Here is a 22,734-nt window from a genome sequence, read left to right as displayed (position 1 = left end):
ATCGATGCGCAATACGACCAATGCGCCTGCAGCCCGAGCGCCACGGCGCCCCATGCTGAAGCATGCTGAGACAAGAACGATGGAGCGCCCGGCCAGGTTCGCTGTCCCTGCAAAGCTGCCGTGGCCACGGCCGCGAGCGCCGCGCCCGATGGCAATGAGGCGGTGACGAAAAAGCAAAATTCCGCGTCCGAATCGGTACCATCGCGATGAGCGCACGCAACGCCGACCCGTCCGCAGCAGAGAACCGCAGATGCCGCATCCGCAAGGCCAGCCGTCACCGGCGGCGTATTTCGAACGAGTCGACCGCAACCGTTTCCGCGCGACCGAGCAGGTCGGCGGTGGCTGGAATCCCGCCGAGCAACACATCGCGCCCGCGTTCGGCCTGCTCGCCCACGCGGCCGAGGCCGACCGCGATGCGCGCCGCGACGACGGGCTGCGGCTCGCGCGCCTGTCCTACGACATCCTCGGGGTGCTGCCGATCGACGTCGTCGACATCGAGGTCGCCGTGCTCCGGCCCGGGCGCACGATCGAACTGGTCGAGGCGCGCCTGAGCCACGCTGGCCGGGTCGCGGTGATCCTGCGGGCCTGGCTGATGCAGGACTACGACACCGCGGCCTGGGCCGGCAGCACGCTGCCGCGGATCGCACCGGTCGACACCATGCCGGCGTGGGAACCGGGCAGCCTGTGGCCGGGCGGTTTCGTCCGCAGCGTCGAGGTGCGACGCGCCCAAGTCGAACCCGGACGCGCGGCCTATTGGTTGCGCACCGCGTGTTCGCTGATCGCGGGCGAGCAGGTCAGCGCCACCGCGCGCGTCCTGGGCATGCTCGACATCGCCAACGGCATCACCCCGCGCGCGGCGGCCGAGGACGTCGCCTTTCCGAACCTCGATCTCACCGCGCATCTGTTCGCCTCGCCGCGCGGCGAGTGGCTGGGGCTCGACACCTGCGTGAGTTTCGGCGCCAGCGGCATCGGCCTGACCCACAGCATTCTCCACGATGCGCACGGCCCGATCGGCGCGGTGTCGCAATGCCTCACCGTCCGGCCCCGCAGTCGGTAGGCAACTCTCGCGGCGAACGCAAGGCCGAACGGTATCGTCGGTATCGGCGTTGCATGACGCCGCCGGATCGCTATATTCCGCGATGGCCGCGGCCGATGCCGCGCACGTCCATTCCAGGTTCGACCCCATGCCGACACTGCCACGCCTGACCATGTTTCTCGCCGCACTGGCGGCCTGCGCCGTCGCCCACGCGGGCACGGTGCAAGGGCCGGACATCCGCATCGACGACGTCACCCGTTTCTATGCGCTCTACGACGCCACCGGCGGCAAGCCGAGCGTGGCGCAGATTGAACGCGACTACCTCGCCGACGCCACCCAGAGCCTGCGCGAATTCGCCAAGCTGCGACGCGTCACCGCGCAGAGCATCGCCGATCGCCTGAACAGCGATCCGGCCATGTATGCGAACGCCAAGGACTGCCTGGCGACGCTTCCGGCGGTGAAAAAACGGCTCGTCGTATCGTTCGATCGCCTGGCGAGCTTGTACCCGCAGGCGCGATTCCCGCCGGTCGCGATCGTGGTCGGCCGCGGGCGACCGGTAGGCATCACCAATCCGGCCGGCGTCACCATCGGCCTGGAAGCGCTGTGCGCCGCGGACTTCATGAACCCGGACGTGGAAGACCGCTTCGTCCATGTCATCGCCCACGAATACGCCCACATCCAGCAGACGATAAACACCGATTTCGAGAAAGGCGATCCGAACGCCACCGTGCTGCGGTTCGCGCTGGCCGAAGGCGCCGCCGAATTCATCGGCGAACTGATCTCCGGCAATGTCGGCAATGCGCGGCATGCGGCGTGGACGCGCGGCAAGGAGCTCGAGATCGAGTCCGCGTTCGTGCGCGACATGGACGGCATCGACCTGTCGGCGTGGTTCTACAACTATCGCAAGGGTTCGGACGAGCCCTACGATCTGGGTTACTGGGTCGGCTATCGGATCGTCAAGGCGTATTACCTGCAGGCCAAGGATCGCAAAGCCGCGCTGAAGGACATCATCGAACTCGACGACCCGAAGGCGTTCCTGGCGAAAAGCGGTTGGACGCCCGGCATGAAGTTGCCGGCGTCCGACGATCGGGTGGAATGAGTTGCGACCCGATCGCCTATCGGATGCGGTGGGTGGCTTCGATAGTTGTGCATGCGCACGCCCGCGCCTGAGCGTGAGAGATCGCGGGCGGACGCCCAATCATCGCTTAGCCTTGCAACGCGCATTCGGTCGCGCGTCGCAGTAAGTCAACTCAGCGCTTCCGCCGCTCCGTCGGCGGCGCGCTGCATCACCGCGCGGCATCGCTTGGATATCGCAGCGCGCCAGCGCAACGATGCAATGACCAGGCGTGGCGATCGAGATGCGCCGTCGAACTTGCGGGTCGGAAATAGGATCGAACGCGCGGGCGATCGACCCGCACGCGTCCACTCCACCCCCTTTGCGTGGCGTCTGCCTGAGTTGCGATCGCTGTGACTTCGCTCTCGGAACAACATTTCCGACAGTGGGAACCTCCGGTCGCCAGGCACTTCCTGCATGGCGCAGACTCGATGGAGGCGGACGGACATGCGCGACACGACAAGGATCAAGTTCAGGGAAATGGCTGCAAGAATCATGGCGTCCACGGCCTTGATGCTGGCCTCGATAATGGGTTCGCAGGCGTATGCGCAGAACCCGGCGGACGCGTCGGGTTTGGCGACCGCGACGTATCTGAGCTGCCTGCTGGATCACAAGGCGACCACGCCTCGCGCCGCCGCCAGGGCGCTGGTGGAACAGTGCGGCTACAAGCCCGATCAGCCCGTCGACGAATTCGTCGATCAGGCGGTCGCGCAGATTCCGAAGGACCCGCTGGCGCCGATCACGCAGCAACTGGCGCCGCTTCGCGATCTCTACAGCGACGAGCAATACGCCTACTTCGAACAACTCGACGAGATTCTTGCGGGCTCGGCCTCGTTCGACGAGATGTCGAACCGGCTCGCCGGCCTCGAACAGCAGGCGCTGACGGAACTGGGCCGGTCCGACCGCGATCTCAACGTGCTCGGGTCGATCAGCGCCGCGCGTTACACCTTCGAGTTCATTCGCACCTATCAAGGCACGGGCGTGGTGGCGAAAGGCTTCTGGCGGGATCTGCGCCGGGTCGGCGAACTGGTCGCCGCGGTTGCCGTGGGCTTCGCCATCGCCGGCCCGATCGGCGGCGCACTCGCCGGGTGGGCGGCGATCGCGCTGATGGAAACCGATCCGTAACCGCGCGTCGTTCTACGACGCTCGGGTTCATACGGTTCGCAATGCGCTCGGGCGCCTGCCGCGGCTTCACGCCGCGTCGGGTGCTTGACGCGCGGATGCATCCGGTGCGGACTGCAGGACGATGCAGTGCCGCACCGACGCAAGCGAATATCTGCGTGCTGAAGATGATTTTGCGACGCAGAAGTTATTTTCTTCTGCGACGCAGCACGAGTGCTAGGCTGCCTGCGCCCGATCCTGGGCCTCAAGGAGACAGAGGCATGATCCGCACTACCAAGCTGATGACGCTGTGTGCTTTCGTGTTCGGCCTGAGCTTCGCCACCACCGCGTTCGCGGCCTGCAATTCGAGCTGTTTCTCGCGCTGCCAGACCGCCGCGATCAATCAGTGCCTCGCCAACGGCGGCGGCGACGAATGCTACGACGATGTCACCTACTACCACTGCTATCGCAATTGCGGTTGCATCATTCCCTGATCGTGGATCGCCACCGCGGCAGTTGATGCACGCGCCTCATCCGCCTGGATGGGGCGCTTTGGTTCTGGCGTTCGGGATCGATGCGCGGCGCAATGGCGTGGCGGCCGCGCATCCTTGCGTGGGTTGTCCGGGCCGAATGCCTACGCCGGCTGCATCACCACGCCGCTGATGCTTACGTTGAACAATGAGGCGATCAGGCGCCGCACCGCGGCGATGCTCGGCGTGGGCAGGTTGCAGCGATGCTCCTTGCCGCTGAAGTCGCGGATGTAGATCGCGCCGGCTTTGCGCGATACCGCAAAATGTTTCACCGAACCGTCGCGGCTGATGCCCGATGCCGTGAACCAGATTCGCTTCGTGGTCGTTCGTTCGCTCACATCCTTGGCTCCTGCTGTATTCGGCCGACCTGCCGCGGTTGCGGCGGCAGCGGCCTGGTACAAGTCGGAGTGACGGGGCTGCGGGAAAGTTCCGGGCCGTTTCGCGATGAGCTGCGATAGCTTTCGTCGCGGACTTCGTCAGAATCGATAGGTCAACGCCACGCGCACATTGCGCGGTTCCCCCCAGGTGTAGGTGCTGTAGTAGCTGAAGATCGTGTAGTAGCGCTTGTCGAGCAGGTTGCTGACGTTGAGCGTCGCCGACAGCTGGTCGTTGATCTCGTAGCGGGTCATCAGGTCGAGCAGCCAGTACGGTTGCGTGCGGTGTTCGACCGTGCCGAGCAGCGGATGCGGGATCGGGCCGAAGGTGTCGTTCTGCCAGCGCGCGCCGCCGCCGACGGTCCAGCCCTCCAGGCCGCCGCGCAGGCGGTAACTGGTGTGGAGGCTGAATTGATCTTCCGGTTCCAGGGTCGAGATCTTGGCGCCGGCCTGGCGCGCGAGTTTGTGCGCGTAACCGGCCTGGATCTGCCAACCCGGCAGCAACTGACCCGAGATCTCGAACTCGTAGCCCTTGGTGCGTACGCCGGGCAGGGCGCGGTAGGCGATGCCGCCCGACGGCGTGCGCCCGCCGGTGGGGTCGGGGTAGTTGTCCTGATCGAGCTGGAACACCGCGGCGCTGGCGTTGAGGCGGCCGTCGTAGAACTCGCCCTTGAGGCCGACTTCGTAGTTGCGTCCTTCCAGCGGGTCCAGCGCGCGGCCGCGTTCGTCCTGATAGTCCTGCGGCTTGAAGATGGTGCTGTAGCTGGCGAACGCGGAGAAGTTGCGGTTGAGGTCGTAGACCACGCCGGCGTACGGAACCACCACGCCGCTCTTGTCGATGTCGACCGACTTGTAGCTGGCGATGCGGCTGCCGACGATCAGCTTGAGCGGGTCGGCCAGGTCGAAGCGGCCGACGATGTAGGCGCCGTTCTCGCGGGTCACGACGTTGTCGCCGAAACCGCGCTGCCAGGCCGGCTCGGGGATGTCGCCGTTCCAGTTGCGGTAATCGGGCACGTCGATCGGATAGTCGGCCGGCGCGAAGTAACCGGTGTTGGTCCAGTGTTTGCGCGACACGCCGCCGCCGACCACCAGTTCGTGCTCGCGGCCGAACCAGCCGAAGCGGCCGCTGACGTACACGTCGGCGGCGTTGCTGACGGTCTTGCCGATGTACTGGCCCAGCCACAGGCCGACGCCCGCGCCGGTGGTCGGATCGGGATTGCCGGCCGCGGCGGCGCCGAGCGCGGCGTCGTAGCCGTTGACCTGATGGTTGAGTTGCAGCTTGGCGAGCCAGCCGTTGTCGAACCGGTGCTCCAAGGTCGCGAAACCGGTGCGCGTGTACTGGCGCCAATGGCTCCAGCGCGCGCCGTTGTTGAACGAGCGCGGCTTGTCGTTGAAGTCGCCGTTGCTGTCGAGCAACGGGATGCCGCCCCAGCTCGAACCCTTGGGATCGCTGTCCTGCGCGTCGGCGCCGACGGTCAGCAAGGTCGATTCGCCCAGGTCGGCTTCGACGATGCCGTACAGCACCTGGGTGCTGCGCTGGTAGTGATCGGTATGCGCGTGCCCGTCCTGGAACGCGGCGACCGCGCGGCCGCGCACGCGTCCGTCGTGCGTCAGCGGGCCGCCGACGTCGACCTCGGCGCGGTAGTCGTCCCAGGAACCGGCGCCGAGCGTGGCGCTGCCGCGCACGCGGTCGCGCGCAGGCTTCTTGCGGATCAGGTTGATGGTCGCGCCGGGATCGCCCATGCCGGTCAGCAGGCCGGTCGCGCCCTTGAGCACTTCGACGCGGTCGTAGATCGCCATGTCGCTGAGCGTGTTGCCGGCCGAATAGGCCGAGTCGCGCTGCATCGGGATGCCGTCGTACTGGAAGTTCTGCACCGCGAAGCCGCGCGCGTAATACTCGGTGCGCTCGCTGTCGTAGGTGACGATGCTCAGGCCCGGGGTGACGCGCATGACATCGTCGATCCCGGTCAGGCCGAAGTCGTCCATCTGCTGGCGGGTGATCACGCTGATCGACTGCGGGGTCTGCCGCGGCGTCAGCACCAGGCGCGTGGCGGTGGCGATCGTGCCGGGGGTGTAGGAACGGCTGCCTTCGGTGACAGTGCCGAGCTGGTTGGCGGTGACCTCCACGGTTTCCAGGGTCTGCGGATCGCGCGCCGGCGGCGGCGCGGCTTCGCGATCCGGCGGTGTCTGCGCGGCGGCCTTGCCGAGGGCGCCCACTGCGAGCAGGCCGGCCGCGAGGGCGCGGCGCAGGCTCAGTGCGAGCGCGCCGGGTGGGAGCGAGGTCCGTGCAGGCGAGCCCTGGCCGTGCAACCGGGACGCAGGCAGGCGACGGGAAAACCACGGGCGAGTAGAAACCGGCATGACAAGCGCTTCCAGAAAGGGATGAATTCCTCTGGCGTCGGCTTGAGGTGCGGTGGTCGCGCGGCGTACCGCCCGCGGCGAGAGGCGATTATAGGACCGCCCTCACGATTTTAGTATTCGCCGGGCGTGCCCGGGCGGCGCGTGGGGGCTCGGCGAGCGCAGCCGTCCACGATCGTCTTACGTTTTACGTCTTCGTCGACATAGGCGCGCCGCCTACACCATCGCCGCCGCGATCGCCGTCAGTTCCGCGCGCAGGCGCGGGGTTGCGTAATCGATGAAGGCGCGCAGCACCCGATTGCGCCGCGGCACGCGATGGAACATGAGGTTCACCGGCACCGGCTCGGGTTCGAACGCGGACAGCACCCGCACCAGCCGGCCGGCGGCGAGGTGTTCGATGACCTGATAGCAGCGCGCCCGGCAGATGCCGTGACCGCGGATCGCCGCGTCGATCGCCGCCACGGCGCCGTTGAGCGCGATGCGCGGCTGCACCGCCACCGACAGCGCGCGCGGACGTGATGAGCCGCGATCGACGAACTGCCACAGCTCGCGCTCCTTCGCCTCGTCCTCGCCGAGGCAGGCGTGCGCGCGAAGGTCCGCCGGCGTCTGCGGCGCGCCGCGACCCGCGATGTACGCGGGCGACGCGCACACCAGGCGCCTGACATCGCCGAGCCGGACCGCGACAATGCCCGAGTCGGGCAGCGGCGCGATGCGCACGGCCATGTCGACGCCTTCGTCGACCAGGTTCACGATCCGATTCAACAGCAGCACACGCGCGCGCACCTGTGGATGCTCGGCGAGGAAGTCCTCGACCACCGGCAGCAGCTTGAGTCGGCCGAACAGGTCCGGCGCGGTGATGCCGAAGCTTCCGCTCAGCGCGCTGTCGCTCTTGATCCCGCGCTTGTCGGCGTCCTCGATCTCCGCCAGTTCGGCCAGCACCGACCGGTACACGGCGACATGGCGTTCGCCGCTGTCGGTGAGCCGCACGCGGCGCGCACTGCGATGCAACAGGCGCTCGCCCGAGCGCTGTTCGAGCAGCGTCACCGCGCGGGTCACCGTGGCGGGCGATCGCCCCAGCGCGCGCGAGGCCGCGACCAGCGAGCCCTTGTCGACCACGGACAGGAAAATCACCATCGCTTCGAGTCGGTCCATGATTTCATGATCTGAAATATTGGATTTCCAAGGTACCGGCTTATTACCGTTATTGAAACTGTCTAGACTCCGCTGCGACGCGTCGATGGACGCAATGGCGTTGGAGAAAGGCGATGAACGAGTTCGATCAGGACAAGCCGGACAAGAGCGCGCTGGACAAGCGCGCGTTGGATCAAAGCCGGCGCAGCCTCGTCACCGCGATCGGCCTGGGCGCGATCAGCAGCGCGGCCTGGGCGAACGGCGGCGAGCGCAAGCCGGCGACGCACCATCCTTCGGCATTGGACGCCAGCGCGGCGACCGCATCGGTTCGTTATGCCGCGCAGCAAGTCGGCGAGGTGAAGGTTTTCTACCGCGAGTCGGGGCCGTCCGACGCGCCGGTGCTGTTGTTGCTGCACGGGTTTCCGAGCGCCAGCCACATGTTCCGCGACCTGACCCCCCTGCTCGCGCAGCGCTACCGGGTGATCGCGCCGGACCTGCCGGGTTTCGGCAACACGCTGGCGCCGCCGCGCGGATCGTTCGAGTACAGCTTCGATCGCCTGGCGGACGTCATGGCGGGGTTCGTCGATGCCTTGAAGCTCAGCCGCTATGCGCTGTACGTCTTCGACTACGGCGCGCCGACCGGTTTTCGACTGGCGATGAAACACCCCGAGCGCATCGCCGCCATCGTCAGCCAGAACGGCAACGCCTACCTCGAAGGGCTGAGCAAGGAATGGGCGCCGTGGCAGGCCTACTGGCGCGATCCCAGCGCGCAGAATCGCGAAACCTGCCGGGCCGCATTGAGCGACGAGGCGATCCGATTCCAGCATCAGCACGGCGCGCCGGAGCACCGGCTCTCGCCGGATGGCCATCAGCTCGACAGCTTCCACATGCGCCGTCCTGAGGCCCAGGAGATCCAGCTCGACCTGATCCTCAGTTATCGCACCAACGTCGCCTTGTATCCCGCGTTCCAGAACTACTTCCGCGAGCATCGCCCGCCGTTGCTGGCGGTATGGGGCAAGCACGATGTGTTCTTCATTCCGCCCGGCGCGGAAGCCTTCAAACGCGACCTGCCCGATGCCGAGATCAATTTTCTCGACGCCGGCCACTTCGCCGCCGAAACGCATTACGTCGAGATCGCCCGGCTGATGCGCGACTTCCTGCGCAGGCAGGGTTACTGAGCGGATTCGTCGACGCAGCTGCGTCTCATCGATGCGGCCTGGCGAGAAACTGCCGCGCCGCGTGTCGCGCCGCGGATGCCTTTCTCGCCGACGGCATCACGGTGTTGTTCGGCCGCGCCAAGGGTTTCAGCAAGGATCGCGCGGACCTGTTCGTCAGCCGCGCGCGCAATGGCGGTTACGATGCCGGCGGGCGCCTGCCCGACACGGTGAACAATCGCGAACACGATACCCATGGCCCGATGCTGGACGGGTCGCATCGCGGACGTTTTGCCGTTTCCACGCGGCGTGAGGGTGCGGTCGAAATGGGCTTGTAACAAGTCGACTACACGCTCGATGCCGCTGCGGCGACGGAGAAATCGAGTCGATAGCTCCGGGCGTCGATGCGGTGTCGTGATCGCCGGCGTCCAGACTCCACGGCGGTAGCCTTGCAGCAACGGACGTGATTCGTTGCGCGGTCGTGCTTGAGGTTGATGCCTGGGTGGGTCGGTCGTCCAATCGAGTCCAGCGAGGACACGTTGTCCTCCCGTGCTGTCTGCATTCGGCCCACTTACAAGCACGTTGCGCCGTTGCATCCCCGTCGGCGTGCAGCGGCGCAATGAGCGGAACGAACAGGCCTCGCTGGCGACGGCGATCGCCGCTTGCGCGGCATCGCTTCACGCACGCGGTTTCGGCCTCAGCAGCTGACGGTGAACGAACCGATGTAGTCGGGCGTCACGATGCCCTGGATGCTGATCTGCCCCGTGCACTGGTTGTGGACGGCCCGGCCGACCTCGACCCCGTTCTGGTAATAGGTGCGCACTTCGCCAGGCGCCGGAAGGTAGCCGCCTTTCGCGGAGATCGGAGCGCTCGCAACGGCGACGAGCATGAGCGCCATCGCCAGACACAGCTTCTTGCTGTTCATCTACAGATCCTTCGATGTCGTCGACCCATCGCCGACCACGCGAGGGTGATGCTTCCCCTCGGCATTTGCATTACGCGGCGCACAATGCCGGCCATGCGAAAGGCGACCGGCTTCACGAAAGCCGATCGCGCTTCGAACGCTTTGTAGCTTGCCGGTGCGAAACGCGACTCGACGCCCCATGTCGTTGCGACGCAAACCGCCGCGCCGTTCGTCGCCTAAACCAATCGGCATTGTCCTGCATCCCAGCTGGCACCTCGCGTACTTCGCGCGAGCCCAGGGGATCAGCAAGTCATGCTCAACGCAGCGCGTATCAATCCAGGTCGCGGCATGAACGCCGCCGCCCATACGAAATGGTTTGCCGCATCGTTGCTGATGGGCAGCTGGATCGCGGTGAGTCCGCAGGCCGCGGCGACGCCAGCGGATACGACGGAACCGGCGTTCGCAGCGGTGATCGAACGCGAAGTGCCGGCGATCATGAAGGCCGCCAAGATCAAGGGCGCGGCGGTGGGGCTTATCGTCGACGGCGAACTGGTCTACGCGAAGGGCTTCGGCTTCGCCGACCACGCCGGCACGGTGCCGGTCACGCCCGACACCGTGTTCGTCGCGGCATCGCTGTCCAAGCCGATCGCCGCGTGGACGGTCACGCGGCTGGCCGAACGAGGCGACATCGCGCTGGACCGGCCGGTCGCCGACATGCTGTCGCCATGGCCGCTGGCGGCGGGCAAGTTCGACCGTCGCGCGATCACCGTGCGGCATCTGCTCTCGCACACCGCCGGCACCACGCTGGGCGGCTATCAGGGCTGGCTCGACTTCAATGAGCTGCCGACCCTGGAGCAATCGCTGGCCGGCAAGACCAACGGACGCGGCGCGGTGGAACTGTTCGCCGCGCCCGGCACGAAGTTCCAATACTCCGGCGGCGGCTACACCTTGATGCAACTGGCGATCGAACGCACCACCGGCCGCAGGTACTCCGATCTCGCGCGCGAGCTGGTGTTCCAGCCATTGGGCATGGGCGATTCCAGCGTCGCGATGACGCCGCAGATACTGGCCGATGCCGCGCAAGGCCACGGCGACGACGGAGCGCCGGTGCCTGCGCGCTACTACGTCGAGCAAGCGCCTTCGACCCTGACCACCACCGTCAACGATTTCGCCAAGTGGATGAGCGCCGGCATGATCGACGAAGACGGCGACACCGCCGGCCCGCTGTCGCAAGCGGAACTGCAGCGGATGTACGAACCCGCGGCGCTGAGCACGCCGCGCGCGCCCGACGAAGCGGTATACGGCCTGGGCCACTTCATCGAACGCCTCAAGGACGGCAGCACCGCGGTCGGCCACGACGGGCGCAATCAAGCCGGGTTCCGCGCCAAGTTCCTGATGCGGCCGAAGGCGAGGGACGGGATCGTGTTCTTCAGCAACTCGCGCACCGGGCTGGCGCTCGATCGCATCGTTTGCCTTTGGGGTTACGACGCGGCCAAGGTCGATCCGGGCGCGGACTGCAAGCCGTAGCGGCCGACCCGTTGAGAGGCCGCGATGAACTGAAGCAGGAATACGCAACGCCCGTCTTTGCGCGGCTTGCGTACACTTTCTTCGTCTGCCTCGCGATGGCTGTCTTAGCGGTTGAGACGGCGCAATGTTTCAGTCGAATCCGGCGCAGATAGCGCGGCTGAGAGTCGGCATGGCGCCGCACATGCCGTCGCGGGAGAATGCGTCCCGTCCGAGCATCCGTCCGCCATGACCATATCCCGCATCGATCCACAACTCGTTCTCGCCTGGCAAACGGCGCACTCCATCGCCCGAGGCGCCCCGCCGCCGGTGCACGATCAGGGCGGCTTCCGGGTGGACACCCACTCGGAAAAGGAAGTCAAACGCTGGGTGTTTCCTCGGCCATGCGATGGCTTGCGCGCGATCGCGCACGCCGTCACCGCGCCACGGCATTACCTGAAGCTGTGCGGCGGCGACGAGGAACTGCGGAGCGCGTTGCCGGATCGTTGGGAAATCCAGCCTGCCAACCACTTCATGATCGCGGCGTCGGCAGCTCACGATGCGAAGCCGTTGCCGGAGGGATACGCGATGCAGGTTCATCGAACCGGGTCCGTGACCCGAGCCTGCGTCATCGCGCCCGATGGCGAGTTGGCCGCGAGCGGATGCGCGGCGGAGACGGCCGATGTCTTCATTTACGATCGGATCGAAACGGCGCAGCATCACCGGCGCAAGGGATTGGGTATCGCGGTGATGATCGCGCTTGCAGCCGCGAGGAAATCTCTCGCAAGCCCGCAGCTTCTGGTCGCGACCGAAGACGGCCGCAACCTCTATGCGAACCTGGGTTGGACAGTGCTGGCACCTTTGGCTGCCGCGACCATTGCGGAGCCTTGAGTTCGAAGCGTTCGCTTTGGATCGAAAGAGATGCCGGTACTGTAGGATCGCCGCGCCGGCGGTTCGAAGCCGACTGGCGCTGAAGTAACGGGACGTGCGCCGTTGATCGCACGGTTCAACGCCGTATCTACTCGAACCCGCCACGCAAGCAACGCGCAATCAACGTCGGCCCCCGGCCAAGAAGAAAAAGACCGCGCCTTGGACGATAAACGCTTCCACGTAATCACCGGTGCGTCCGGCGCCGGCAAATCGACGCTGGTGAAAGCGCTCGGCGATCGCGGCTACTGCGTCGTCCCCGAAATGGCCCTGGCCGTCGTGCAGGAACAAGAGCGGCGAGGCGGACATCTGTATCCGTGGACCGATCTGCAGGCGTTCATGCAGGAAGTGCTCGCGCGAAATCTCCAGGCCTACGATTCGGCCCGCGCGATGCGGGCACCCGTGTTCTTCGACCGGGGCCTGCCCGAATGCATCGCCCACATGCGACTGCTCGGCTTGGAGGTCCAGGCCGGTCTCGCAGCTCAAGCGGCGCGGCGCCGTTACGCCAGCACCGTGTTTGTCGCCGAGCCGTGGCCGGAAATCTACGTCCGCGATCGCTGGCGCCGCGCATCGTTTGAACGCGCGGCCCGGTCGTTTGAGCCTACGGTGGCGGCGTATGTCGAGAACGGGTACAGCCTGCGCACCCTCCCCAAGCTGTCGGTGGAGGAGCGACTGGAATTTGTCCTGCAAACGGCCCGGGCCGATGGTTGAGGTCGGGCTTATGCCGATGTCGGCCGCGGCCATGATGCGTGGCGCAGGTGCGGGTGTCCGCTCATGGTGGAGAGCGGACGTGGCTGGACGATCCGATGTTTCTCGATCAGTGCGCGCGGCTCCATGTCGTTTCCAGTCTCGAACGACGTTGAGCGCTTCCAATACAGGGCCCGAACTGCCGCGATGGCCCCGGATGTCGTCGGAAGAACTAACGCGCCGGCGACGATCCCTCGGCCGACTGAGCCTGGAGAAATACCGCCCACTGCGCCTCGAACGCGCGCTGATAGGCCGGCCGCGCGGTGGCGCGGGCGATGTACGCGGCGAGGTTGGGATACTCGTCCACGATGCCCGAACTTTGCAGCCGCAACAGCACCGACACCATCAACACGTCGCCCGCGCTGAACGCGCCGTCGAGCCAGTCGGCCTCGCCGAGGCGGCGCGAAAGTTCGCCGAGCCGCCGGCGCACGCGCTCGTCCAGCATCGTCTGGCGCTGCGCGTACCAGGGTTGCTCGCGTTCGAAAACCCAGGCCATGGACCGTTCGACGATCGGCGGTTCCACGGTGTTGAGCGCGGCGAACATCCAGGCGATCGCGCGCATGCGCGCGTTCGCTTCGGTCGGCAGCAGGCCCGGGTGGCGCTCGGCGAGATGGAGCACGATCGCGCCGGATTCGAACAGCGCCAGGTCGCCGTCCTCATAGGTCGGAATCTGCCCGAACGGATGCAGCGCCAGATGCGCGGGCTGCTTCATGTCGCTGAAGGAAAGCGTGCGCACCTGGTAAGGCTGTCCGACTTCCTCGAGCGTCCAGCGGACGCGCATGTCGCGGGCCAGTCCCTTGCCGCGATCGGGCGAGGATTCGAATGCGGTGATGGTCGGGTTCATCGGTTTGCTCCGGTGGGTTCAAGGTCGTGGCTGCGCGCTATGGGTCGAGGGTTGAAGGTGTCCCCGGCATGCGCTCGTGAGTAGTTCATAAGCCCCGTGGTCTGCCTTTCCTGTAGCGACGAGTGGCCGATTGCGAAATCGACGAGCGACGCGACTTATCCGTTGAGCGGATGCGGGCGGCTTTCGGCCGATGGCGGATATCGTTGGTGCGGACTGGTTCGAGCAGCGTCCTGTCCGCTTCCGGAGCAGGACGATCATCACGTTGCGCAGGATTCCGCGAGTGGCGATTTATACCAAATAGGCATTATTTCTATCCAACTATTGATCTATATCTATCAATAGTTGAGGCGTAGGTTGCTCTCGGTGATTCCCGACCGAGAGCCGTCCATGAACTGGCACCTCATCGCTAGCAGCAGGCCCGCGTTCAAGGCGGGCGTTCTTTATCTGGCCCTGTGCGCCTATGCCAGCGCGGCCGATCGCGGCCCGCTGACGATCAAGGCGCAAGGCAGTCTGGTCGCCGGTGGCACCGTCCTCGCTCAGCCAGGGACCTTCGATCCGTACCAACCCACCAAGCCCGATGGTCAGACCTACCACGGCGACCATGTGTACGCGTTCTATCAGGTCCCGGTGAACGCGCGCGCGCTTCCCATCGTCATGTGGCACGGCGCGGGCCAGTCGGCGAAGACCTGGGAAACCACGGCCGACGGGCGAGAGGGCTTCCAGAACATTTTCCTGCGTCGCCGCTTCTCCACGTACCTCATCGACCAGCCACGCCGCGGCGACGCCGGACGAAGCACGGTCGAGTCGACCATCAAGCCGGTGCCCGACGAGCAGCTTTGGTTCAACCAGTTCCGGATCGGCCTGTGGCCCAAGGCCTTCGAGGGCAGCCAGTTCCCGCGCGGGCCAGCGGCGCTGGAGCAGTTCTTCCGCGCGATGACGCCCAACACCGGGCCTTACGACATCGAGGTCGCGTCCAACGGGGTATCGGCCCTGCTGGACAAGATCGGTCCGGCCATCTTGTTCACGCATTCGCAGGGCGGCGGTCCGGGCTGGCTGACCGCCACCAAGAACCGCAACGTGAAAGCCATCGTCGCGTTCGAACCCGGCAGCGATTTCGTATTTCCCGACGGCGAGGCGCCCGAGCCGATCGCCAGCGCCTTCGACACCCTCAAGCCGCGGGTCGTACCGAAGGCGCAATTCGAATCGCTGACCCGCATCCCCATCGTCATCTACTACGGCGACAACATTCCCGCGCAGCCGGTTCGTCTGCCCGCGCAGGACAGCTGGCGCGCGCGTCTGGAAATGGCGCGTCAATGGCGCGACACGGTCAACCGGCACGGCGGCGACGTGCAACTCGTTCATCTGCCCGACATCGGCATCAAGGGCAACACCCACTTTCCTTTTTCCGACCTCAACAATCTCCAGATCGCGGACTTGGTGTCGAAGTTCCTCGCCGACAACAACCTGGATTGACCGGAGCCTCCACATGAAGCGTACAACCATCCAAGCCACGGTCCTGGCGGCGATGATCGGTCTGTCCATCGGCAACGCCGCGGCCGCGGACTACAAGCTCAACCCGTTCACGCTGGCCTATGAAGGCGCGATCACCGCGAACGAAGCGGGCGAGGTCAACATCCACCCGGTGTCCTACCGGCTCAACGGTGTGGAGATCGCGGCCAATGTCTACACGCCCGCCGATTACGACCGCACCAAGAGCTATCCGGCGATCGTCGTGGCGCACCCCAATGGCGGCGTCAAGGAACAGGTCGCGGGCCTGTATGCGCAACGCCTGGCCGAGCGTGGCTACATCACGATCACCGCCGATGCGGCCTATCAGGGCGCCAGCGGCGGTCAGCCGCGCAACGTCGACAAGCCCGCTTTCCGCATCGAGGACATCCACGGCATGGCCGACTACATCGCCCGCTATCCCGGCGTGGATACCAGGCGGTTGGGCCTGCTGGGCATCTGCGGCGGCGGCGGGTACGCCTTGGCCGCGGCGCAGACCGACAAGCGCTTCAACGCGATCGCGACCATCAGCATGTTCAACTCCGGTCGCGTCCGCCGCAACGGCTACGTCGATTCGCAACTGGACACGATCGCGCAGCGCCTTCAGCAAGCGTCCGCCGCGCGGGCACAGGAAGCGGCCGGCGGCGAAGTGCAGTATTCGGCAGACGCGAACCTGACCGACGAGCAGATCGCCAAGCTTGGGTTCGATCTGTATCGGCAAGGATATGAGTATTACTGGAAGACCCACGCGCATCCGGGCTCGACGTTCAAGTACACCACGAGCAGCTTGCTGGACCTCATGCGTTGGGATGCCACCGACCAGATCGCGCTGATCGACAAGCCGCTGTTGATGATCGCCGGCAGCAAGGCCGACAGCCTCTACATGAGCGAAGACGCCTTCGCCAAGGCCACCGGCACGAAGGACAAGGAACTGTTCAAGCTCGACGGCGCCACCCACATCGAAACTTACTGGGTGCCCAGGTACGTGGACGCCGCCGTCGAAAAGTTGACGCAGTTTTTCGGCAGAACCCTGTAACGCGAACGACAGAGGCGCTGATCACGATGAGCACAGGAGCATCCATCATGGCGAACACCCTGTTGGGAATGGCCGTTTGTATCGCAACCCCGGCCGCGCAGGCCGGCGAAGCGGCCTCGCAGCGAATCGCCCGCGCGGGCAGCCAGGCCTCGACGCCGGGGCCGGCCGAGTATTTCACCGGGCGGGTGCGCGTCGATCCTGTGTTTGCCGCCGATGAAAACATCCGGGCGTCGGGGGCTTACGTCTCCTTCGAGCCGGGCGCGCGTTCGGCGTGGCACACGCATCCGGCCGGTCAACGATTGCTGGTCGTGTCCGGCGTTGGCCGGGTGCAGGAGTGGGGCAAGCCGGTGCAGGAAATCCGGCCCGGCGACGTGATCGTCTGCCCGCCTGGGGTCAAGCATTGGCATGGCGCCGCGGCGACGACGGCAATGACCCACCTGGCCGTGACCGGCTCGGTGGACGGCAAGAGCGTGGAATGGATGGAGAAGGTGACCGATGACCAGTACAACGCCCGCTAGCCATGCCGACAGCCGCGAACCGGCGAGCACGAATGCGCGCATCGACGAGGTCATCGTGGTCATCGGACCGGGCGCCATCGGACAGGCCATCGCGCGACGCGTGGGCGTGGCAAAGCAGATCCTGCTTGCCGACCTGAGCATCGACAACGCCGAGCGCGCCGCGACCGTGATGGGCAATGCGGGGTATCAGACGCATACCGCTACCGTCGATGTGTCCTTGCGAGCCTCGGTGACGCGGCTGGCCGAACAGGCCGCGGCGCTCGGCCGTATCACCGGCGTCATCCACGCCGCCGGCGTTTCGCCGTCGCAGGCGTCGCCAGGCGCCATCTTGTCGGTGGATCTGTACGGCACGGCGCTGGTGCTGGAGCTTTTCGGCAACCTGATCGCGCCGGGCGGCGCGGGCGTCGTCATCGCCTCGCAATCGGGCCATCGTCTGGGCGCGCTGACGGCCGAACAAAACAAGGCCCTCGCGCAGACACCCGCCGACGAACTGCTTTCGCTGCCTTTACTGCAACCGGACCAGGTGAGCGACAGCCTGCATGCCTACCAGCTGTCCAAGCGCGGCAACTCGCTGCGCGTGATGGCCGAAGCGCTGCGCTGGGGCGAACGCGGCGCGCGGCTCAACACCATCAGCCCCGGCATCATCATCACGCCGCTGGCCAAGGACGAATTGAACGGACCACGCGGCGAAGGATATCGGCGCATGATCGAGCGGTGCCCGGCAGGCCGCGCCGGCACGCCCGATGAGGTCGGCGCCGTGGGCGCGCTGCTGATGGGGCCCGACGGCGCCTTCATCACCGGCAGCGATTTCCTCATGGACGGCGGCGTCACCGCGTCCTACTGGTTCGGCGAGCTGGCGCCGAAGTAAGCGCACCGCAGATCGTCCCATGACCCCGCCATCTCGCCCGCGCCGGCACAGCCGTCCGCTCATCGCCGTTCTGGCCTTGCTGGCGTTCGCGCCCGTTGCCGCCACCGGCCACACCGTGGAGCCGCAGGCCATGACCGTCGAACAACCCGCTTCCGAGACACTGTCCGCCAAACAGCAGGCCATCGCGCCGATCGGGGCCGCCATGGCCATCAGCGACATGCCGCGGCTCGACGCCGCCTTGAACCGCGGGCTCGACGCGGGCCTGACCGTCAGCGAGGCCAGGGAAATCCTGGTGCAGCTTTACGCCTACACCGGGTTTCCGCGCAGCCTCAATGCCTTGGGCGAACTGATAAAGGTGATCCAGGCGCGCAAGCAGCGCGGCATCCAGGATGCGCCGGGGCGCGAGCCCGGCCAAGCGATTCCGACCGGCGATGCGTTGATCGCCGCCGGCGCGGCCAACCAGACCGCAATCTCCGGCGCGCCGGTCAAAGGCCCGGTGTTCGAGTTCGCACCCGTCATCAACCAATACCTGCAGGCGCATCTGTTCGGCGACATCTTCGAGCGCGACAACCTCGACTGGCGCAGCCGCGAACTGGCCACCGTGGGCGCGTTGGCCGCGACCGCGGGCGTGGAGCCGCAACTGCGCTCGCACATGGCGGCCAGCCTGCGGGTGGGCCTGACCGTTTCGCAGTTGCGTCAACTCATCCAATCGCTGGCCGAAGACGGTCACGCCGACGCCGCCAGGCGCGCCCGCGAGGCGCTCGACCAGCACCTGGCCCAAACCGCCAAGCCGTGAGGACAAGCGCATGCAAACGATCACTTTGAACAACGGCGTGGTCATGCCGATGCTGGGCCTGGGGGTGTTTCAGGCCCCGCCCGAGGCGACGGCCGCCGCCGTGCAGGACGCCTTGCGGGTGGGTTATCGCCTCGTCGACACGGCCGCTGCCTACGCCAACGAACGCGAAGTGGGCGAAGCCCTCCGGCGCTCCGGCCTCGCCCGGGACGACCTCTTTATCGAAACGAAGGTGTGGATCAGCGACTACGGCTACGACGCCACCTTGCATGCGTTCGACAAAAGCGCCGGCAAGCTGGGCGTCGATCGACTCGATCTGCTGCTGTTGCATCAGCCCTTGACCAGCCGTTTCGATTTGACCGTCGGCGCTTACAAGGCGTTGGAGAAACTGCTGGCCGACGGCAAGGTGCGCGCCATCGGGGTCAGCAATTTCATGCCGCAGGTGCTGCGGCGCCTGTTGACGGAAACCTCGGTGGTGCCCGCGGTGAACCAGATCGAAGTCCATCCCTACTTCCAGCAGAACGAACTGCAGCGCCTCCACGTCGAACTGGGCATCGTGACTCAGGCCTGGTCGCCCATGGGCGGCATCACCTCCTATTACCGAGGCGAGCGGAGCACGTTCGATGACCCGACATTGCAGCGGATCGCGCGCGAGCACGGCAAGTCCGCCGCGCAAGTGATGCTGCGCTGGCACCTGCAGCACGGGCGCGCGGTCATCCCGAAATCGACCAAGCCCGAGCGTATCGTCGAGAACCTGGAGGTGTTCGACTTCGAACTCAGCCCCGGGCAGCTCGCGCAGATCGACGCGCTCGATACCGGTGTACGCAGCGGCCCGGAGCCCGACAGCGTCACCTTGGAGAACTACGGCAGGCAGATCCCCGATGCGTAAGTGACGAAACGACGGTCAGCCCGTGTAGCGCAACGCGTCGCGGAACAAGGTGAAAGCCGGCGAGCTCTGGCGCCGGCTCGGGTAGTAAAGGTGGTATCCCGGGAACGGTTCGCACCAATCCGAAAGCACCCGGATCAATCGTCCCTCCGCCACGTGCCTCGTCACCAGATCTTCCGGCATATAGGCCAGGCCCAGACCTTTCAGGGCCGCATCCAGGCGCATGGCGATGTTGTTGAACACCAGTTGCCCTTCGACACGCACTTTCAGTTCCTTCCCCTTCTTTTCGAACTCCCAGGGGTAGATGCCGCCGTAGGTCGGCAGACGGATCGTGATGCAGTTCTGCCCGGTCAGATCGTGTGGGGTCGTCGGGCGCGGATGCCGGGCGAAGTAGTCGGGGGAGCCGACGACGGCCATGCGCATGTCGGGACCGATACGCACCGCGATCATGTCCTTGGCGACCTGTTCGCCCAGGCGAACCCCGGCGTCGAAGTTCTCGGCCACGATGTCGGTCAGGCCGTAGTCCACGATGACTTCGATGTGCAGATCGGGGTTGTCGGGCAACAGCTTCGCGAGCACCGGTTGCAGGACCGCGATCGCCGCATGCTCGCCGGCGGTGATGCGCAGCTTGCCCGCGGGCTTGTCGCGGAATTCGCTGAGCAACGCCAGTTCGGTGTTGATTTCCTCGAACCTGGGCGCGAGCACCTTGAGCAGATGTTCGCCCGCTTCGGTGGGCGATACGCTGCGGGTCGTGCGCGCCAGGAGCCGGACTCCGAGCCGCTCTTCCAGTTGACGCATGGACCGGCTCAATGCCGGCTGCGACATGCCGAGCTTGGCGGCGGCGCGGGTGAAGCTGCGCTCGCGGGCGACGACCGCGAAGACAGCGAGTTGATCGTAGCTCTCCGCGGCCATTCATGCGGTCCTGTTATCAACCAAGTCCGATTATGCCAGCCGGTGCCGGCAATGGATCGGGCCCGGATCGGACGCTCGCGGGACCGTGCGAAGACACGGCCATTCGGCGCGTAAAAAACGCGGAAGTCCGTTTCCGGCCAGTAGCGGGCCTCAACGGTGTTGTGAGCCCATCACGCCTTGGCCGACATCGCGCTGAGCTCCTCGAGATCGAGATCGCGCTCGAGTTCGTGCAGCGTCTCGTCGTCGATATCGCCGGCGCGATGCAGGCGAATGAGTTCGCGGCGCCCGCAGGCGACGGCTTCGAGGACGACATCGAAGTGGGCGTGGATCAGCGGCGTGTAGTGCTCGGTGCGTTCGGCGTAGTCGACGATCGCCACCGCCTTGCGCTGGTACTTTTCCAGCAACTTGGGATGGATGAGAGTGCCTTCGCTGTCGTAGGCCAGGGTCTGGATGATCGCGAACTGCACCTGGGCCATGGCGGCCTCGGCCTGGCTCATGCTCAGGCGCGGTTTCTCCGTCTCCGGTTCGCTCAGCTTCGCCCACTGGATCACCCGTCCCAGGGTCGTGCCCTGCACGAGCACGGTGACGAGAATGACGGCGAACGAGGTGACCAGGATGAAGTCGCGGCCGGGGAAGCCTTCGGGAATGCTCAGCGCCAGCGCCAGGGTGACCACGCCGCGGACGCCCGCCCAGCTCAGCACGGTCGAGCCGCGCGCGCCGATGGGCTGGTAGCGTTGCAGCCCCAGCGCATTGCACAGCTTGATCGCCGCGTCGGAGCCGAACACCCAGGCAAAGCGCGCCACGGTCAGCGCGGCCAGGATCGCGAGGATGTCCCATCCCATCGTCGAGACGACCACGCCGAAGCCACCGCCGCGTTCGACCACGCCGCGCAGCGACAGCCCGATCAGGATGAACACCGACGCCTCCATCAGAAACACCATGACCTCCCAGAACGAGGTGCCGCGCATGCGCGTGGACGCCGACAGCACGTTGCTCTGGTGCCAGCTCGCGATCAGGCCGGTGGTCACGGTGGCGATGACGCCGGACACGTGCAGCATTTCGCCGAGCAGGTAAGCGGTCCAGGACAACAGCACCGTGGCCGCGATGATCAGGTATTCGTCCTCGAGACGGCGCACCAACACGACCCAGGCGGTACCGACCACGGCGCCGACCACGATGCCGCCGAGCGCCAGCAGGAAGAAACTCCCGACCGCATCGCCCGCGCTGAAGGCCCCGGTGACGCCGGCGGCAATGGCGAAGCGAAACAGCACCAGGCCACTCGCGTCGTTGAGCAGGCTTTCGCCCTCGAGCAGGATCTGCAGGCGGCGCGGCAGCTTGACCCGCTGCAGCACGGCGCGGGCGGCGACCGCATCGGGCGGCGAGACGATCGCGCCGAGTACCGCGCACGCGGCCCACGGCAGCGACGGAAACAGCAGATGCGTCACCACCGCCACGACGACGCAGGTGAACAGCACCGCGCCGACGGCCAGCGAACCGATGCCGATCAGATGGCGGCGCAATCGCGCCAGCGCGATCGACCACGCTCCGTCCATCAGCAGCGGCGGCAGGAAAATGACCAGCACCAGTTCGGGGTCGACCGCGATGGTGGGCAGGCCCGGAATGAAGGCGAGCGCGGCGCCTCCGGCGAGCAATCCCACCGACGGCGGCAACCCGAGCTTGTGGGCCGCGTAGTGCAGCGCGATGATCGCCAGGAACATCACGATCACCAACTCGAATAACTGGGTCGGGTGCATAAGATTCTGCTTCGACACAACGCCGGCTGCGTTGAGGCTCATTTCACGGCACGGTCGGTCGAAACGCAATCGCGGAAGGATGGGCGGTATCTTCGGTGTGCGTGTCTTCGATGCACAGCAGTAAGGCACGCCGCATCGCGTTCGTTTGCCCGGCTCGCGTTTCCGCAAGGGGCGAGGTCGCGGTGAAATGCTTGCCGATCGAAGCCACGCGCCGCGCCGCGTCGATCCGCATCGGCACGCCGTTCTCGACGTCCGACAGCCCGTAGGCTGCGCGCGGCAGCACCTGAGCGCCGCGCGTCACCAGCACCACGCCGCCGGCCGGCGGGCCCTTGAAGAATTCGCCGGCTTCCCGCGTCAGGCGCGCGCCCACGCGCGTGGGGCCGGAACCTTCCTTCGCACCCGACGCGCCGGCCGCGGCCAGCGTCGCGACCAGTGCCGTCGCCACCGCATCGCGAAACTGCATATCCCTTCCCCTTAACGAGTACGGCTCGAAGGGTCGGCAGGCCGGATCGATCGTCCCAGCGGGATATGACCTGCGCAGGTCATGGCAAGTGAGCGGTCGTCCGGACGGATGAGCGGCCGGGCGGGGCGGTGACTTGCGCGGCGGTATGGCCGGCGCACCGCGGCGAATGGACGAGGGTTCACAACCCGACGCCTGCTGCGTTTGCTTTCGATACCTCACGCCGGGGCTGCGATCGCCTGTCCGACCGCGTCGCGGTTCTGCGTTCGATCACCGAC

At 66.3% G+C, this 22,734-nt stretch carries 23 protein-coding genes; 14 read left to right on the top strand and 9 right to left on the bottom strand.

The window, feature by feature from the left end:
- Positions 1-250 precede the first annotated feature (250 nt).
- The 4 genes from KME82_RS25605 to KME82_RS25590 all read left to right on the top strand — a co-directional run bounded on the left by KME82_RS25605 (position 251) and on the right by KME82_RS25590 (position 3,745).
- On the top strand, positions 251-1,057 hold the full coding sequence (locus tag KME82_RS25605) for a thioesterase family protein (protein ID WP_215496546.1): 807 nt from the start codon (positions 251-253) through the stop codon (positions 1,055-1,057).
- A 127-nt stretch (positions 1,058-1,184) separates the two neighbouring features.
- Complete coding sequence (locus KME82_RS25600) at positions 1,185-2,135, top strand: DUF2268 domain-containing putative Zn-dependent protease (RefSeq protein WP_430538765.1); 951 nt, start codon at positions 1,185-1,187, stop codon at positions 2,133-2,135.
- Positions 2,136-2,645: 510 nt separating this feature from the next.
- Positions 2,646-3,275 carry a hypothetical protein gene (locus KME82_RS25595; protein ID WP_215496545.1) on the top strand — a complete coding sequence of 210 codons (630 nt, stop codon included), beginning with the start codon at positions 2,646-2,648 and terminating at the stop codon, positions 3,273-3,275.
- A gap of 257 nt (positions 3,276-3,532) precedes the next feature.
- Positions 3,533-3,745, top strand: a complete 213-nt coding sequence (locus tag KME82_RS25590; RefSeq protein ID WP_215496544.1) for a hypothetical protein — start codon at positions 3,533-3,535, stop codon at positions 3,743-3,745.
- A 140-nt stretch (positions 3,746-3,885) separates the two neighbouring features.
- Here the strand turns inward: KME82_RS25590 and KME82_RS25585 are convergent, their stop codons facing one another.
- The 3 genes from KME82_RS25585 to KME82_RS25575 form a co-directional block, all read right to left on the bottom strand.
- Positions 3,886-4,119: a hypothetical protein gene (locus KME82_RS25585; RefSeq protein ID WP_215496543.1), complete on the bottom strand. Its 234-nt coding sequence runs from the start codon at positions 4,117-4,119 to the stop codon at positions 3,886-3,888.
- Positions 4,120-4,257: 138 nt separating this feature from the next.
- Positions 4,258-6,516, bottom strand: a complete 2,259-nt coding sequence (locus KME82_RS25580; RefSeq protein ID WP_215496542.1) for a TonB-dependent siderophore receptor — start codon at positions 6,514-6,516, stop codon at positions 4,258-4,260.
- Positions 6,517-6,729: 213 nt separating this feature from the next.
- Complete coding sequence (locus KME82_RS25575) at positions 6,730-7,665, bottom strand: LysR family transcriptional regulator (RefSeq protein WP_215496541.1); 936 nt, start codon at positions 7,663-7,665, stop codon at positions 6,730-6,732.
- A gap of 113 nt (positions 7,666-7,778) precedes the next feature.
- On the opposite strand from KME82_RS25575, the gene KME82_RS25570 reads away from it, so the two are divergent.
- Entirely contained in the window at positions 7,779-8,822 is a 1,044-nt protein-coding gene (locus KME82_RS25570) for an alpha/beta fold hydrolase (protein ID WP_215496540.1), read from the top strand.
- Here KME82_RS25570 and KME82_RS25565 read toward each other — a convergent pair.
- On the bottom strand, positions 8,816-9,256 hold the full coding sequence (locus tag KME82_RS25565; protein WP_215496539.1) for a hypothetical protein: 441 nt from the start codon (positions 9,254-9,256) through the stop codon (positions 8,816-8,818). The genes KME82_RS25570 and KME82_RS25565 overlap by 7 nt on opposite strands.
- A gap of 239 nt (positions 9,257-9,495) precedes the next feature.
- On the bottom strand, positions 9,496-9,723 hold the full coding sequence (locus KME82_RS25560; RefSeq protein ID WP_215496538.1) for a hypothetical protein: 228 nt from the start codon (positions 9,721-9,723) through the stop codon (positions 9,496-9,498).
- A gap of 327 nt (positions 9,724-10,050) precedes the next feature.
- Here KME82_RS25560 and KME82_RS25555 point away from each other — a divergent pair, with 327 nt between their 5' ends.
- From KME82_RS25555 to KME82_RS25545, 3 genes are all read left to right on the top strand, one after another.
- Complete coding sequence (locus tag KME82_RS25555; protein ID WP_215496537.1) at positions 10,051-11,229, top strand: serine hydrolase domain-containing protein; 1,179 nt, start codon at positions 10,051-10,053, stop codon at positions 11,227-11,229.
- 225 nt (positions 11,230-11,454) lie between these two features.
- Entirely contained in the window at positions 11,455-12,096 is a 642-nt protein-coding gene (locus KME82_RS25550; protein ID WP_215496536.1) for a hypothetical protein, read from the top strand.
- Between the two features lie 198 nt (positions 12,097-12,294).
- Positions 12,295-12,843, top strand: a complete 549-nt coding sequence (locus KME82_RS25545; protein WP_215496535.1) for an AAA family ATPase — start codon at positions 12,295-12,297, stop codon at positions 12,841-12,843.
- Positions 12,844-13,051: 208 nt separating this feature from the next.
- On the opposite strand, the gene KME82_RS25540 is transcribed toward KME82_RS25545, so the two are convergent.
- The gene (locus KME82_RS25540) at positions 13,052-13,723 is read right to left on the bottom strand and encodes a glutathione S-transferase family protein (RefSeq protein ID WP_215496534.1); all 672 of its coding nucleotides are present in this window, start codon (positions 13,721-13,723) and stop codon (positions 13,052-13,054) included.
- Between the two features lie 387 nt (positions 13,724-14,110).
- On the opposite strand from KME82_RS25540, the gene KME82_RS25535 reads away from it, so the two are divergent.
- Genes KME82_RS25535 through KME82_RS25510 form a run of 6 tightly spaced genes read left to right on the top strand, consistent with a single transcriptional unit; the run spans position 14,111 to position 19,333 of the window.
- Entirely contained in the window at positions 14,111-15,196 is a 1,086-nt protein-coding gene (locus tag KME82_RS25535) for an alpha/beta hydrolase (RefSeq protein ID WP_215496533.1), read from the top strand.
- Positions 15,197-15,209: 13 nt separating this feature from the next.
- Entirely contained in the window at positions 15,210-16,265 is a 1,056-nt protein-coding gene (locus KME82_RS25530; RefSeq protein WP_215496532.1) for an alpha/beta hydrolase, read from the top strand.
- A 47-nt stretch (positions 16,266-16,312) separates the two neighbouring features.
- Positions 16,313-16,783 (top strand): (R)-mandelonitrile lyase, encoded by a 471-nt coding sequence (locus KME82_RS25525; protein ID WP_252255543.1) that lies wholly within the window; start codon positions 16,313-16,315, stop codon positions 16,781-16,783.
- Positions 16,761-17,651 carry an SDR family oxidoreductase gene (locus KME82_RS25520; RefSeq protein ID WP_215496530.1) on the top strand — a complete coding sequence of 297 codons (891 nt, stop codon included), beginning with the start codon at positions 16,761-16,763 and terminating at the stop codon, positions 17,649-17,651. Before KME82_RS25525 ends, KME82_RS25520 begins: the two co-directional genes overlap by 23 nt.
- Before the next feature lie 19 nt (positions 17,652-17,670).
- A complete protein-coding gene (locus KME82_RS25515) occupies positions 17,671-18,447 on the top strand; it encodes a carboxymuconolactone decarboxylase family protein (RefSeq protein ID WP_252255542.1) in 777 nt (258 codons plus the stop codon).
- Positions 18,448-18,472: 25 nt separating this feature from the next.
- Positions 18,473-19,333, top strand: coding sequence for an aldo/keto reductase (locus tag KME82_RS25510; RefSeq protein ID WP_252255540.1), 861 nt, complete (start codon positions 18,473-18,475; stop codon positions 19,331-19,333).
- Between the two features lie 15 nt (positions 19,334-19,348).
- On the opposite strand, the gene KME82_RS25505 is transcribed toward KME82_RS25510, so the two are convergent.
- The 3 genes from KME82_RS25505 to KME82_RS25495 all read right to left on the bottom strand — a co-directional run bounded on the left by KME82_RS25505 (position 19,349) and on the right by KME82_RS25495 (position 22,459).
- On the bottom strand, positions 19,349-20,242 hold the full coding sequence (locus KME82_RS25505) for a LysR family transcriptional regulator (protein ID WP_215496528.1): 894 nt from the start codon (positions 20,240-20,242) through the stop codon (positions 19,349-19,351).
- Positions 20,243-20,412: 170 nt separating this feature from the next.
- Entirely contained in the window at positions 20,413-22,038 is a 1,626-nt protein-coding gene (locus KME82_RS25500) for a Na+/H+ antiporter (protein ID WP_215496527.1), read from the bottom strand.
- Position 22,039: 1 nt separating this feature from the next.
- On the bottom strand, positions 22,040-22,459 hold the full coding sequence (locus tag KME82_RS25495; protein ID WP_215496526.1) for a serine hydrolase: 420 nt from the start codon (positions 22,457-22,459) through the stop codon (positions 22,040-22,042).
- Between the last annotated feature and the right edge of the window lie 275 nt (positions 22,460-22,734).

It is taken from the genome of Lysobacter capsici (assembly GCF_018732085.1).
Taxonomy (GTDB): domain Bacteria; phylum Pseudomonadota; class Gammaproteobacteria; order Xanthomonadales; family Xanthomonadaceae; genus Lysobacter; species Lysobacter capsici_A.
Note: the sequence above shows the minus strand (reverse complement) of the source record. Positions and strands in the feature narration are given on the sequence as shown.

Coding starts and splice junctions, on each gene's coding strand:
- KME82_RS25605 (WP_215496546.1), top strand. CDS start 251: ATGCCGCATCCGCAAGGCCAGCCGTCACCGGCGGCGTATTTCGAACGA.
- KME82_RS25600 (WP_430538765.1), top strand. CDS start 1,185: ATGCCGACACTGCCACGCCTGACCATGTTTCTCGCCGCACTGGCGGCC.
- KME82_RS25595 (WP_215496545.1), top strand. CDS start 2,646: ATGGCGTCCACGGCCTTGATGCTGGCCTCGATAATGGGTTCGCAGGCG.
- KME82_RS25590 (WP_215496544.1), top strand. CDS start 3,533: ATGATCCGCACTACCAAGCTGATGACGCTGTGTGCTTTCGTGTTCGGC.
- KME82_RS25580 (WP_215496542.1), bottom strand. CDS start 6,516: ATGCCGGTTTCTACTCGCCCGTGGTTTTCCCGTCGCCTGCCTGCGTCC.
- KME82_RS25575 (WP_215496541.1), bottom strand. CDS start 7,665: ATGGACCGACTCGAAGCGATGGTGATTTTCCTGTCCGTGGTCGACAAG.
- KME82_RS25570 (WP_215496540.1), top strand. CDS start 7,779: ATGAACGAGTTCGATCAGGACAAGCCGGACAAGAGCGCGCTGGACAAG.
- KME82_RS25560 (WP_215496538.1), bottom strand. CDS start 9,723: ATGAACAGCAAGAAGCTGTGTCTGGCGATGGCGCTCATGCTCGTCGCC.
- KME82_RS25555 (WP_215496537.1), top strand. CDS start 10,051: ATGAACGCCGCCGCCCATACGAAATGGTTTGCCGCATCGTTGCTGATG.
- KME82_RS25550 (WP_215496536.1), top strand. CDS start 11,455: ATGACCATATCCCGCATCGATCCACAACTCGTTCTCGCCTGGCAAACG.
- KME82_RS25540 (WP_215496534.1), bottom strand. CDS start 13,723: ATGAACCCGACCATCACCGCATTCGAATCCTCGCCCGATCGCGGCAAG.
- KME82_RS25535 (WP_215496533.1), top strand. CDS start 14,111: ATGAACTGGCACCTCATCGCTAGCAGCAGGCCCGCGTTCAAGGCGGGC.
- KME82_RS25530 (WP_215496532.1), top strand. CDS start 15,210: ATGAAGCGTACAACCATCCAAGCCACGGTCCTGGCGGCGATGATCGGT.
- KME82_RS25525 (WP_252255543.1), top strand. CDS start 16,313: ATGGCGAACACCCTGTTGGGAATGGCCGTTTGTATCGCAACCCCGGCC.
- KME82_RS25520 (WP_215496530.1), top strand. CDS start 16,761: ATGACCAGTACAACGCCCGCTAGCCATGCCGACAGCCGCGAACCGGCG.
- KME82_RS25515 (WP_252255542.1), top strand. CDS start 17,671: ATGACCCCGCCATCTCGCCCGCGCCGGCACAGCCGTCCGCTCATCGCC.
- KME82_RS25505 (WP_215496528.1), bottom strand. CDS start 20,242: ATGGCCGCGGAGAGCTACGATCAACTCGCTGTCTTCGCGGTCGTCGCC.
- KME82_RS25500 (WP_215496527.1), bottom strand. CDS start 22,038: ATGAGCCTCAACGCAGCCGGCGTTGTGTCGAAGCAGAATCTTATGCAC.
- KME82_RS25495 (WP_215496526.1), bottom strand. CDS start 22,459: ATGCAGTTTCGCGATGCGGTGGCGACGGCACTGGTCGCGACGCTGGCC.